Genomic DNA, 13,237 nt, shown 5'->3' with positions numbered 1-13,237 from the left:
AAGCTTTTTTAGCTTGAGCTTTTTGAGCAGCAGAAGCTTTAGAAGCCACAGAAGCAGCTGAAGCTTTTTTAGCTTGAGCTTTTTGAGCAGCAGAAGCTACAGAAGCCGCAGAGGCTTTCTTAGCAGGAGCAGCTACTGCGAAAACTGAAGCAGCAGCAAATACGGTAGCGATAACGCCAGCAGCGATCTTGTTCATCTTCAAAACTCCACAAAAATTCTTTTCGCGGTATTCGGCATTGAATACCTTTAACGACGCGGATTATGCGACTCGCCATCGCGGCTGGCGATGCAGGCTTGGTGTGATTGTGTAACCGAAAGTACGTAGTAAAGCTACAGTGCGCTACGAAAGGCAGCAATACAGTCCCGCTCGACTGAAAATCGATCCTTTACTCGGCCACGCGCAGCGGCGTGGGCCAGCTTAAACTCAGGCGCGCACCACCACTGGGCGCATCCAGAATACTCACCGCGCCACCATGCCCGCGCATAATCATCGCCACAATCGCCAGCCCCAAGCCAAAGCCACCGGTGGCTTTGTTGCGACTGCCTTCCAGCCGGGTAAACGGCTGCAGTAGGCGCGCGCGATCTTCTTGCGGGATCCCTTCGCCATTGTCATCGATGTGCAGCACCGCGGTGCCGTCCTGCCACAGCAACGTCAGCTCGATTTCCTTGCCGCCATAGCGGCGGGCATTCGAGAGCACATTGCCTACCGCGCGGCCGAAGTAATAACTATCAACGTCGAGCAGCGGGCTGGGGTTGCCGGTGAGGTTGTGCAATTTAGGCATCGTGCCGTCCAGCGCGTATTCAGCCAGCAAGCGCTGCAGCCACGGCATGACTTCCAGTGGCTGGACTTCCATGCGCAATTGCGGGCTATCCAGGCTCGACATTGTCAGCCATTCATCAATCAGCTGATCAATCTGCCCCAGATCACGCTCGATGGCTTCCACCTGCGAGGCGCTATTGGCGCCGGCTTTGATCGCCTCCAAGCGGTAACGCAAGCGCGCCAGTGGCGTGCGCAAATCATGCGAGACCGCATCGATCATCGCGCGGCGCGAAGCGGTGAGTTCTTCAATATCATGCGCCATGCGGTTGAAATTGGAGCCCAGCGCCGCCAGCGGCGAGCTGTCTTCCAGGCTCACCCGCACGGTAAAGTCGCCCGCCCCCAGCCGCCGGCTCTGACGAATCACCTGAATCAGGTCGCGCCAGAAAGGCCGTAGCCACAGCCAGGTCGGAATCCCCAGCGCCAGACACATCAGCACCAGCGCCACGATATCCATCCATGAAATACCTTCCAGCGATTCCAGAAATGAAATCGGCCCCAGCACCACCATTTGTTGGGTCTGGTGAATGCGGTGCAGATACAGGCCGCGGTCTTTCAACAAAATAATATCGCCGCGCTGTAGCGCGGTTTGGTTTTCTTCCGAGAGCGAATACGCATTCAGTGCTTCGATATCCACCGGCACCGGCAGCTTACCGCGCAGGCGCGAGGCTTCGTCATGCCACATAGATGGCGGTAGATCGCCCAGCTCTTTTTCGATCAGCGATACGGTCGAGAGAAACATATCGCTCAAATAGCGCTGATTGGTGCGCTCGATCATCTGCTTGTAAAACCCGCCGATCAGCAGCGAGGAGAGCAGAAAACACAACACCACCGTCAGGTAGAAGCGAATAAACACTTGGCGCATCAGCAAGCTTCCCAAACATCACCCAAGCCGGGCGAGAAAAAGGCCCAGCTGCAACAACAGTGGGCCATTTATTAGATACATCCCCGGGTATATCAGTCTTCCTGCCACCAAATATCGGCTGCGAAGAGATACCCCTTGTTGCGGATGGTTTTGATTTTTTGCGGATCCAGCGGATCATCATCCAGCTTTTTACGCAGCCGGGAAATCGCCACATCCATACTGCGATCAAGCCCATCGTATTCAATGCCGCGCAGTTTTTTCAGCAAATGATCGCGGGTGAGGATTTCGCCGGCGTGGCTCGCCAGCTCCCACAGCAAATCAAAATCCGATGTAGAGAGCCCCATCGGCGCATTACGGTATTTGGCGCTGCGATTGCGCAAATCGATCTGCAGCTTGCCAAAATTGAGTACCGATTGCTCTTTGGCCGGCGCATTGGCCAAGAGATCCGCCCCCTTTTGCCCCGCCGTGCGCAGATGGGCGCGAATGCGCGCCAGCAACACCGACGGCGGTGTGGTTTTCACCACGTAATCGGTCGCGCCGATTTCAAAGCCCAGAATCTGATTCATATCGCTATTAAGCGAGGTCAGCAAAATAATCGGGCCGGCGTAAAACTCGCGCAGCTCGCGGCACAGCGTGAGGCCATCTTTGCCGGGCAACATAATGTCGAGCAAGATCAGCTCGGGCGGATTGCTTTTCACACTGTCGATCACGCCCAGCCCATCGGCCAGGACATCTACCGTGAATTCAAACGAGCGCAAAAAGCCGCCAATCAGCTCGGCCAGATCGGCATCGTCTTCAACAAACAAAACCCGCGTGGTATTCATTGCTTGGCTAATCCTTGCAGTAATAACTGTAATTGCTGCGTCACGGCGGCCAGATCTTGGCCAGCCTGCGCAAAAGGGTAACGCATCAGGGTGTCGCCCCGGCGTAGATCAAGGCCCTGCGCATCGATCCCAACCAGCTCCGTCTCGGCAGGGCAATGCGCGGCAAAATCCTGCAGCAGGGTGGCCTCGGCTTCGAGCGGCAGCACATAGTGGCGCGCCCAATCGGCTGCTTCTACCCAGCCCATTTTACCAAAGCCGGCGATATAGCGTGCCCGCACGAACTCAAGCTGCCACAGCGCAAAATCCCCCAGTGCCAGATATTTCACCAGCCCCGGCGCATAGCGCTTCAGCCGCGCCAGCACCAAGGGCTCGGCCGCCAGCGGGCGCAACTGCCCCAGTACGGTGGCGCGCGCTTTGCTCAAGGCCATCTCGCCTTCGTGCAACAGGAAACTCACGGCTGGATGATGGCGGACATTCTGGGTGTGCTCGGCCAGCTCGCTTATCACCACAATCGGCATCCCATTGGGCGCGGGCACCAGTGGTAGCCACGACACATGTGGATAGCCGGGCATGGCATGCGAATGCGTGCCCAACGAGCCATGACGACTCTGGCGCAATAGCTGCAACAAATCGGGCAATAAATCAGGCGCAGACTCAGACACGCAACTCTCGGCTTCACAACACAATCAGCCGATTGTAACCTGAGCCAAGGGCCGCGTCAGTGGTGGATTTACCATAGCGTGGTCGAGGCTGCGCCACACTTGGCTGCGGTCGATTACGCCACCAGCGCAGCTGGCCGCTGGCGAGCGGGCAAGACAGGTTTCAGGCTTTGGGCCTGCTGCTGCATGGCCTGCAAGGTGTGATCCAGATGCAGCCAATCTTGAGTGGCCGCACGCAGCGAGCTATCGACTTTCAGTACATCGTAAATGCTGTTCAGCCCTTCGGCCTGCCCACGAAAATCGCGGAAGCACTGCCGCAAGGCCAGCCACGCCTGATCCAGCTGGCGGGCGTGTTCATGCAGCTGGGTTACTGCATGCTGCAGATTATGCAGCTGATTTTCCAGCGCATGCAGCAAGACCTGATCGGGATGCAGTGGCCACAGGATTTGATAGTGTTGCGCCAGCTGACTGCTATTGGCCGCCAGCTGCATCGCGCTGGCATTTAATTCACCCATGCTGCCCAAGCCTACCGTCGCGGCCGCGCCCAAGAGCTGCACCGGCCCTTGCTCACCGGGCAAGCTCACCAGCTGATTGATCACCAGCGCAATCACCGCGCCGCCCACCGTTAGCGACGAGCGCGCCATCGCGGCTAGATCTTGCCGGATAGCTTGCTGGCGCAAAGTGAGCTGGGCCACGGTCTGAGTCGCCAGCGGCAAGCTCACCGGCCACTGGCGCCGATATTGCGCCGCAAATTGCGCCAAGCCGGCTTGCTGATCATTCACCGCATACACATAGCCGGCCAGATATTGGGTAAAAGTCTGCACCTCGGCATGATTGGCCTGCGCCACTTGCTCCAGCTCATACAGGCAGCTTAAAAAACGGCTGCGATTTTTAGGCTGGCTCAGTAGCGTGGCCGAGCAATCGGCTAGCGTGTGCTGCTGAGCCTGAAATTGCTGGGCAAACAGGCCCACCCGCTGCAGCAGGCGCTGTAATTTGGGCTGCAAGACCTGCAGATAAATATCGGCATTACGCTGCATGGCGTTTTGCTGGTGATACAACTGCCGGCCCAGTACCGCATCGCGGCACTCGCTCCAGAGGCTGGGCTGCGCCTGTAGCTGGGTACTGTACAGCTGTAACTGCACCAAAGCGGCGAGCACCTCGGCCAAGGGCTGGCGAAAGGCATCCGGGCTCAGGGTTTCACCCAAGCTCTGTTCGGTGGACAGGTAATACAGATAATACACTTCCGACATGCAGCACCTCCGGCAAACACCCTCGCCCGGCTAGGCAAGTGGTAGTGCAGCGTACGCAAGCTGGCATGAGGGCGCTGGCTGAGTTTGGTATCAGATGCGCAGGCTAAGCTCGGCGCCGTAGCGCCGCCACGCGATGGCCGCTGGGCAATTAGCCGGCCTGCGTGCGGTTTTAAACCACCAGCTCGGCCCAGCCCCACTCTTGCGCCTGCTGCTGCGCGCGCTGCAGCAAGGCCACGCTGCCCTGCTCTGCCGCCACAGCCAGCGCTTGCCGCAAGGCAGCTTTAGCGGCAGCCGTGTCACCGCGCCGCTGGTGCAGCTGCGCTTGCCAGCGCCACGCCTCTGGCAGGTAATACACATCTTGCAACTGACCGGCGAGCGCCATCCAGCGCTGTAGCTCGAGCTCGGCGGCGCGCTCCGCCTCGGCGTGCAACAGCGCCTCGATCAGAAAGCCGGCAAATGTCGGCTCGATGCCCGACATGGCCTTGCGCGCTTCGGCAAGGCTCAAGGCCACCTGTTCCAGCGCTGCGGCATCCCCTTGCATTGCCCGCGCCCAGCCCTGCAACGCAAAGCCCGCCGCCAGCCACAATGACAAACCCTGTGGTTGCGCCAGCGCCATTAGCTCGGTACACAGCGCCTCCGTCGCGGCCGGCGCCTGCGCAAAGCGCTGCAGCATGGCGGCAAAGGTCAGCGCAAAACACTGGGTATGCGCGTGTTGCAACTCCGCCGCTTCGCGCAACGCCTGCTGCATGCAGCCCTCTGCCGCAGATGCATCACCCTGAAACCAGTGCACCCAGGCCAGAAAGGCCCGCGCCGAAATATTGGTGTCTTCGCCAAAGCGGTTGATCAGCGCAAACGGCGACAGATCTTCGCCGATTGCCAGCGCGGCCTGCAGGTGTTCGGCCGCTTCGGCATAGCGCCCCAGCCAGAAAAAATTATTGCCATAGGCATAGTGCACCTGCATGGTTTGCGCCGGATCGTCGCTCAGCGCCGCAATTTCGGCCAGCTTGTGGGCCAATTCCAGCGGCGCAGCTTCCGGCGCACTGGCGCGCCCGCCCAACCATAAGCCCCACACCACCGGGAACAAGGCCTCTTGCGCATCCAGCTGATGAATGAGGGTATAGGCCTGAGCGTAATAAGATTTAGCTTCTTCCGAGCCATACCCCTGCAGTGTTTGCAAAATCGACGCCAGTGCAGCGATTAGATTAATCTGTACCAGCTGCGCGCTCGGTGCCGCCCAATCGGCCACCGCGGCGAGCCCGGCGCGCAACAAGGCCACCGCTTCCTGATTGGCCGACTGCTCGGCCGCCAGCCGCCCCGCACGCAAAAACCCCTCGGCGGCAGCTAGCTTTTGCCCTGCCGCCAGCTGATGCTGGGCCAGCTGTTCCCATTGCGCCACGCGCCGCAAGGGCTGCGCGGCCAGCGCTTCGGCCACGCGCAAATGCCAATGCTGGGCCTCCAGCGGCGGCAGCATCTGGTAGGCGGCATCGCGCAGCAAGGCATGATGAAAGCGATATTGCCCATCGGCAGCCAACCAAATCCCCGCCTGCACCAAGGTCTGGCAGGCGGAGGCCAACACAGTGGCTTCCCCGCGCCAGACCGCCTGTAATTGCGCATGGCTAAATTGTCGCCCCAGCACCGCACCGGCCTGCAGCACTTGGCGCGCCTCGGCAAAGGGCTCTAGCCGGCTCGCCAGCAGCCCCCACAATGAAACGGGCAAGCCGGCGCGCGGGCCTTGCGCCAGCGCTTTACTCATTTCTTCCACAAACAGCGGCACGCCCTCGGCCTGCGCGAGCACCGCAGTGAGCTCATTGACGCTTAGCTCGGCCGGACTCCATTGCCGGGCCAGCGCCAGCGCTTCCACAGCCGAAAGCGGCGCGAGCGTCAAGCTCAGCAAAGTAAACGGCAACACCACCGGCGGGCGGGCACTCAGCACTAGCAAAATGGGCGTTTTGCGCAGCATGAGGAGTTTGTGCAGCACCTCAGCGGTGGATGGATCTAGCCAGTGCACATCTTCCACCACCAGCAACAAAGGCCCGCGCTGGGCCAGCATTTGCGCCAAGGCCAGCAAGGCGGCTTCGATTTCACGCCGCGCCTGCAAGGCTGGGCGGGGTACGGCCGGCGCCGGCAACAGCCCGAGTAAATCGCACAGTGCCGGTAAATGCAGCTGCAGCTGGCTGCCCGGTGGTGCCAGCCATTGACTTAGCCGCGCATATTGCACTTCTGCCGAATCACTGGCTGGCCCCAGCGCCGCCAATTGCTGCTGCAACAGCTGAATCACCGGATGGTAAGGCGCATGCACGAGCTCCTGGCTACAGCGCAATATCCGCACCTGCCCGCCGCCCTGCGCCACCTCGGCCATTAGCGCCCGGAGTAAACGCGATTTACCAATGCCCGCTTCACCCTGCACCAGCACGGCATTCACCCGGCCCGCGCTGGCCGATTGCCAATGGCGCCGCAGTGTAGCGAGCTCAACCTCCCGCCCGATCAGCGGCCCTTCCTGCCGCTGCAAGCCCAGCAGCGCCGCACTGAGCGAATAAAAACCCCGCCCGCCGCGGCTGAGGCGCGCGCTGTATAAATACGCCCCTTCCCCCTGCGCCAAGACTTGCGGCGTAAGCAAAATCTCGCCCGGCTCGGCCAACACCACGCCAGCTTCGGCTTCGCGGCTGATCTGCCCGCTGGCATCGGGCCACGGATAGCGCGGATCAGACAGCATCCAGCCCTGATGAATGGCCTGGCGCAAGGCCCAGGCCGGCTGTTGCGCCAGCCAGCTACGAATACCCAAGGCGGTATCGAGCGCTAGATCATGCATTTTCTCGCTCGCCAACGGATACCCCCAGTAGGCCAGTACCTGCCCCAAAGCGCGTGGCCAGCAATATGCGCCTTGCTGCTGCAGCCTTTCGAGTAGGTTTTCATGCAGCATCCCCAGCACATCCAGCCGCTCTGTGGCGGCCATGCCGGGGCGCAGCTCGATCTGTACGGCCAGCACATACACCGCGCGCCGCTCGGCCGGACCGGTGGCCGCGCTGGGTAAAGCGAGCGCCGGCGCTAGCTGCGGGGCGGCACTCAAGCGAGCATACAGCGCGGCTAATTCTGCACTTGGGCTTTGCCCGCATTCCTGCTGCAGGCGCAGGCATAGCTGCTCGTACAGCGTCGCCGCTTCGGCGCGACGCCCCTCGGCCAGCAAGGCGGTGAACAAGGCCGGATAGGGCCGCTCATGCAGTGGCTCTAGCGCCACCTCGGCCAAAAGGCTCTCAATCGCCGCGCTTTGCTCGCCGGCGGCCAAGTAATAATCACTGAGCTGCTGCTGCACTTGCTGGCGTTGCCGCCAGCAACGCTGGCGCCAGATTTGCAACCAGCGCTCGAACTCGGGCGCGTCGCTCAGCACCAGCCCCGCCAACAGTGGCGCCACTGGTGCGGCCAGGCGCGCGGTGGCCGCCGCCGGTAAGTCCGCCGGCAACACCGGTTGCATTAAGCGCCAGACATCGCACTCCACCGCCGCGTTGCTCGCCCAAGCCAGCTCCCGGCGGTTAATCTGCAAGCCATCGCTTAACGCTGGCCACGGCGCCAGCACCCGGCGCAAATCATGCAAGGTGCGGCGCAGATTATTGCGCGCAGTTTCGGCACTGACCTGTGGCCACAAAAGCTCGGCCAAGGCCTCGCGGGGATGGCTACGCTCACGCTCCAACAGCAGATACGCCAGCAAAGCACGCACCTTGTCATACGGAAACGGGTCTTGCGCCGGCTGCCCCGGCGCTGCCAGCCGGCAACGACCTAATAAAGACAGCTGAACAGGCGCAGCATGAACAAGCGACATCGGGGCTCCAGAGATCCTAGCGAACGATTGGCGAACGAATGCGCGTTATTATCTGGCTTGCATGGCGCCAACGCCAGCCCTACCTGATTGCTCCGCCTTACTGAATCGAGAATTGCATGTCGCAGCCAGTGCAAGAATCCAGCCCTCTCTCCGACGGTCGTGTCGTGCTCGACTCAGAGCGCCTGAAACAGCTGCGCCGGCAAAGCGGCCTCAGCCAAGAAGCCTTGGCCCAGCGCTGCTTCGAGCAACGGCTGTGTGTATCGATTGCCTCGATCAAGCGGGCAGAAACGCTCAAACCCGTGCTCTACCGCACCGCCCGGCATTTGGCGAGCTTTTACAGTGTGACGCTGGAAGAACTACTAGCCAGCCCACTTGCCCCCGCCAACGCACCCAGCTCGCACAGCCCCACAACCCGCAGCGCCCCCGAAATCGCGTTTCATGAGCAGCGCGATGTGGTCTGCCTGCAACTGAATGGCCCGCTCAGCACGGCCGAGCAGCAACAATTAACCGAGCTAGTGCAGCAATTTGGCGGCACCGCCGCCGCGCAAACCGCCAACGCCTGGCGGGCGGTATTTGGCCTGCCCTGCGCTTATCGCAGCGATGCCCAGCGCGCGGTGCGCTGCGCCGAATTGATCCAGCAGCAACTGGGCGCCCAAGTCAGCCTGCAGTTGGGGCTCACGGCCTGGCCGCTGCCCGCCGATGGCTCGCACTGGTGGCCACAGCCAGCCACCACCGCCAGTGGCATCCGCCTGAAAACAGGCCTAAGCGCCCTTTTGAGTCAGGATTACACCTTAAGCGCCGCCGAGCCCGGCTGGGAATGGCTCAACGGCTACGTCGATTCGGCCCATGAGGCCTTGCTGCCGCTGTGTGGCCGCTATCTGGAAATGCAGCAGGTGAAGTCGATTCTGGATTACACCCGTCAGGATCAGATTGGGCATATCTTGTATGTGCGCGGCGTGGCCGGCATCGGCAAAAGCCGGCTGGTGGCCGAATGTCAGGAGCTGGCAGCCAGCCAAGGCCTGCATAGCTGGCAAGGCGCGGTGCTCGATTTTGGTGATGATAGTGGCCTGAATGCACTGCGCGAACTGCTGTGCAGCTTGCTTGCGCAGGCCAGCAAAACCACGCCTTTGCCGCTGCAAATCCTCGCGCCCGAGGCCGCGCTGTGCTTGCGCATGCTGCTGGGCGAAACGCTCAGCGCCGAACAGGCCACGCTGTACAGCGCCATGACCCAAGCCAGCCGTTTGCAGCATCAGGTGGCCGGTTTGCGCGAGCTCTTGCTGCGGCAGGCCATTTTGCGCCCGCTCTTACTCACGCTTGAAGATCTGCACTGGGCCACGCCCGCGCTATTCGAGCTTTTGCTGCCGCTGCTGAATCTGGTTGATGAAGCGCCGATTATCTGGCTACTCACGTCGCGCTTCGAGCAAGACCCGCTCGAACATTACCTGCGCCCGCAGCTACTGGGCCTGCCGCTCACCCAGCTGGATTTAGCCCCGCTGCGGCCCGCCGAAGCCGCCACCATGGCGCAGCAATTCAGTCAGGTAGATGCCACCTATCGCCAGCAATGTATTAGCCAGGCGCAGGGGCATCCACTGTTTCTTAGCCTGCTGCTGCGCAGCGGCCGCAGCCGGGTGCTACCCGATAGCGTGAAACACCTGATCCAAACCAAGATGGATCAATTCACCCCCACCGATCGGCAGGCCCTGCGGGTAGCTGCCGCAGCTGGCGCGCAAATTGAATTAAGCATGCTGCGCGAGCTACTCAATGACGAGGGGTATACGCCAGAAATGCCGATCCGGCATTATCTGATGCGCACTACCTCCCCAGGGTATTTGGTGTTTATTCATGATCTGATTTTGCGCGGCATTTACGAATCGATGATCAGCGCACAGCGCGAGCATATTCATGCCCGCATCGCCGATTACTACGCCCCGCGCGATCTGGCGCTGCAAGCCCAGCACTTGCTCAAAGCCCGCCATCCACAGGCGCCGCAAGCCTTTGTGCGGGCCATTGAAGACAAACTGCAGCGCCAGCTGTATGAGCAAGCCTTCGAGCTCACCCAGCGGGCCTTGGCCATCGATTATGTCAGCCCCGATCTGTGCACACTCAATCTGCTGCGCGCCCAGGCCGCCAGCAAGCTGGGCCTCACGCAGGAAGCGCGCATCTGTTTTCAAGCGGCCAAGCAGCATGCCCAGCAGATCAGCCAAGTGCTCGAAGCCGTGGTGGGGCTCGCGCAAACGCTCAATCTACTGGATGAGCTTGCCGCCGAAGAGCAGCTGCTGGATGAATACCTGCCCGCCGCGCTCACCGCGCAGGACTATCGCCGCGCCGCAGAGCTGAGCTATCTGAAAGGCAATCTGTACTTCCCTCGTGGCGATTTCGCCCGCTGCCGCGCCCAGCATCAGGCGGCGCTGGATTTCGCCCGCCAAGCCGGCGCGCTGGCGATTGAAGCCAAGGCGCTGGGCGGCATTGGCGACTCGTATTATGTCGAAGGCTGGATGAGCAAAGCCGCCGAGGCAATCCGCGCCTGCTTGGCGCTGTGCGAGCAATATGGCTTTGCCGATACCGAAGCCGCCAATCGTTTTATGCTCGGTACGGTACGCCTGTATGCCAATGAAACCGTACCCGCGCTGGATGACGCGCTGGCCGCCGCCGAGCTGGGTCGCTCGGTGGGCAATCGCCGCGCCGAAGTCGTTTCGCGGCTCACGGCGGGCTGGGCGCTGCTGTCTTTGCTGCGGCTGAGCGAAGCCGAGCAGCAGATCGAACAAGGCCTCGCCGTGGCGCGGCAGATTGGAGCCGGCCGGTTTGAGCCGTTTTTACTGGAAAGCCTGGCCCGTATTCGCTATCTGCAAGGGCAAACCGATCAGGCCCGGCATTTGATCCAGCAAGCCTGGCAGCAGGTCGAGCGCTTTCGGCTGCAACAGTTTATTGGCCCTTGGGTCTTGGGCACCCTGGCCCTGCTGGATGAACGTGCGCTGGTGCGCGAAGACGCGCTAGCACAGGGCGAAGCGCTGCTGGCTGCCGGTTGTGTCGGCCACAATGCTTACCGTTTCCGCGTAGCCGCGGCCGAAAGCTGCATTTTGGCCGGGGAATGGGCAGCGGCACAGACGCATATCCGCGCACTGGCCATGCTGTCTAGCCGCGACCCTTGCCCGTGGGTCGATCACCATGTTGCGCTGCTCGAGGCCTATGTGCAGCACGGCGAACAAGGCCATAGCCCACAGCTGGCCAGCCTGCAGCAACGCGGCGCGCAGCTGGGGCTGGCAGGGGTGCTACCCCGCCTGCATACCGAGCTCAGCGCCGTTTAGGCGGGCGCCGCAGCCGCCTTTAGCGCAGCAGCGGGCTGAGCCACTGCGCAATTAATTCGGCCTGCGCCAAGCATTGCTCCTGCAAACCCGCCCCGTGCGTCCAGCCGCCGCTAAACAGCACTGGCACGGCGGGGCGCTGGCTATGCTCTAGCTGTGCCGCCACGCGCTGATTGTGGGCCAGCATTGCGCGCTGCGCGCGGATGCACTGAGCATCGAGCACATTGTGCTTAAAGGTGGTCCAGGCTTTTTGCTGCAAATCATTGGCCGGATCGCTAACCCGGTAGGCGCTCGGCTCCAAAATCCCTTCCAGCTGGCGGCGAGTGGCTTGCGGCAAGGCGGCCAGCATGTCGGCGGGAATCGACGCCGAATCGAGCACCCGATCGAGCATATGCTGGCGCGGAATCAGATTCAGATCGTCGACCAGTGAGACAAAAAATTGCGGCAGGCCCGCCCGATCATAGCGGGGGTTGAGCGGGTCGTTCTGGTGCAAATTGGCCACGTAATCAATCCGATACGGAAACAGCGAATCGCCGGCATCACGGACATGAATATTGTAAGTACGCCACAGCGCGCGATTAGCCGGCAAGCGCGCCGCATGGGTATGCGCCACGGCATAGCTATCGGTATAGCGCACTGAGCTAAGTATTGATTTGATTTGCTGGCCATACTGATGCAGGGTATCGCCAAAACTCAGGCCTTTTAAGGCATCATCGGCATGCGTGGCCATCACCACCCAGTCGGCGGGTATCGCCTTTTCGCCCACGTGCACCATCGCCTGCCCGGGCTGCGCCACCCGCACCGTAGCCGCCGCCCCCGTCACCAGCTCAAAGCGAAAGTGCGGGCCATTTTGCGCCAGCAAAAATGCCGCCAGCGCCTCCAGCCAGGTTTGCGAGCCATGATCAAAATAGCGCCGATCCGGAGCCTCATTACCGCCTTCCTGCACGCGGTAGTATTCAAACGGTGCTTGCAGCGGCATGCCGGCCGGGCCCTGATCGTCGGTGAAATACATCGCCGAAATACGCGGGTAGTAGATTTCATCACGCACGCGCTGCAGTCGTGCTGGCAGGACCGGGTCGGCCCAATCGAGCTTGATTTTGAGCTCTTGCGCAGCTTTACTCAGCAGCGCCTGCGGGTCATCGAGGCAATCCTGAAAAAAGCGCCCGACGGTGTAATCCAGCCGATCTTGCGCCTGCTGCTCGAATTCCGACAGCGTATTGAGCGCCGTGCGATGCACCACCTGAATCAGCTGCGCCAAGCGGCCCTGATCGGCCGCGGCGAGGTTAAAAGTGGGGTCGGTCACGCCATCGCACAGGTATTTATCGTCGGTAAGCGCCACGCGCAAATCACTACTGGCATAGCTTTCGGTGTCTTGCAGCGGCTTCATATTATCCAGAAAACCGATCTGCTCCATCACTGCCTTCAGCCGTTGATAGGCCGTGAGGTTGACATCATTTACCCCCAGATCGGCCCAGCGAAAATACGGTACCGCCTGACCCGCTCCCGTTTGCAATTCGCCCAGCTGCACCACCACGGTATCGGCATTGCCGCCCAACTGGTTTTTCTGTTCGTACAGGCGAATGTGCAATGGCCGGCCACTGCGCTGCACGGTTTGCCACAGATAGTAGGCGGCGCCCAGCCCCGATACCCCGCCCCCGATGATTGCTACTGATGTACTGTGCATGCCGCTCTCCCTGTGCTGTTGG

8 protein-coding genes are annotated in these 13,237 nt (G+C 61.3%); 1 reads left to right on the top strand and 7 read right to left on the bottom strand.

The features are described 5' to 3' along the window. The 6 genes from L991_RS17160 to L991_RS02090 form a co-directional block, all read right to left on the bottom strand. Positions 1 to 196, bottom strand: a 196-nt coding sequence (locus L991_RS17160; protein WP_197053768.1) for a hypothetical protein, incomplete at its 3' end; no start/stop codon positions are given. Between the two features lie 190 nt (positions 197 to 386). Further along, on the bottom strand, positions 387 to 1,682 hold the full coding sequence (locus L991_RS02110; RefSeq protein WP_047391673.1) for an ATP-binding protein: 1,296 nt from the start codon (positions 1,680 to 1,682) through the stop codon (positions 387 to 389). Positions 1,683 to 1,774: 92 nt separating this feature from the next. Then, complete coding sequence (rstA, locus tag L991_RS02105) at positions 1,775 to 2,506, bottom strand: two-component system response regulator RstA (protein WP_028450080.1); 732 nt, start codon at positions 2,504 to 2,506, stop codon at positions 1,775 to 1,777. Further along, positions 2,503 to 3,168 (bottom strand): HugZ family protein, encoded by a 666-nt coding sequence (locus L991_RS16250; RefSeq protein ID WP_052190512.1) that lies wholly within the window; start codon positions 3,166 to 3,168, stop codon positions 2,503 to 2,505. Before L991_RS16250 ends, rstA begins: the two co-directional genes overlap by 4 nt. 113 nt (positions 3,169 to 3,281) lie before the next feature. Continuing rightward, complete coding sequence (locus L991_RS02095) at positions 3,282 to 4,415, bottom strand: HBL/NHE enterotoxin family protein (protein ID WP_047391670.1); 1,134 nt, start codon at positions 4,413 to 4,415, stop codon at positions 3,282 to 3,284. Positions 4,416 to 4,584: 169 nt separating this feature from the next. Then, positions 4,585 to 8,229 (bottom strand): AAA family ATPase, encoded by a 3,645-nt coding sequence (locus tag L991_RS02090; protein ID WP_047391668.1) that lies wholly within the window; start codon positions 8,227 to 8,229, stop codon positions 4,585 to 4,587. A 116-nt stretch (positions 8,230 to 8,345) separates the two neighbouring features. On the opposite strand from L991_RS02090, the gene L991_RS02085 reads away from it, so the two are divergent. Further along, positions 8,346 to 11,534, top strand: coding sequence for an AAA family ATPase (locus L991_RS02085; RefSeq protein ID WP_047391665.1), 3,189 nt, complete (start codon positions 8,346 to 8,348; stop codon positions 11,532 to 11,534). A gap of 19 nt (positions 11,535 to 11,553) precedes the next feature. Here the strand turns inward: L991_RS02085 and L991_RS02080 are convergent, their stop codons facing one another. After that, complete coding sequence (locus tag L991_RS02080) at positions 11,554 to 13,215, bottom strand: NAD(P)-binding protein (protein WP_052190511.1); 1,662 nt, start codon at positions 13,213 to 13,215, stop codon at positions 11,554 to 11,556. Between the last annotated feature and the right edge of the window lie 22 nt (positions 13,216 to 13,237).

This window comes from Chitinibacter sp. ZOR0017 (assembly GCF_000799095.1).
Lineage (GTDB): Bacteria > Pseudomonadota > Gammaproteobacteria > Burkholderiales > Chitinibacteraceae > Chitinibacter > Chitinibacter tainanensis.
The sequence above is the reverse complement of the archived record's forward strand: the minus strand, read 5'-3'. Positions and strand labels throughout refer to the sequence as shown.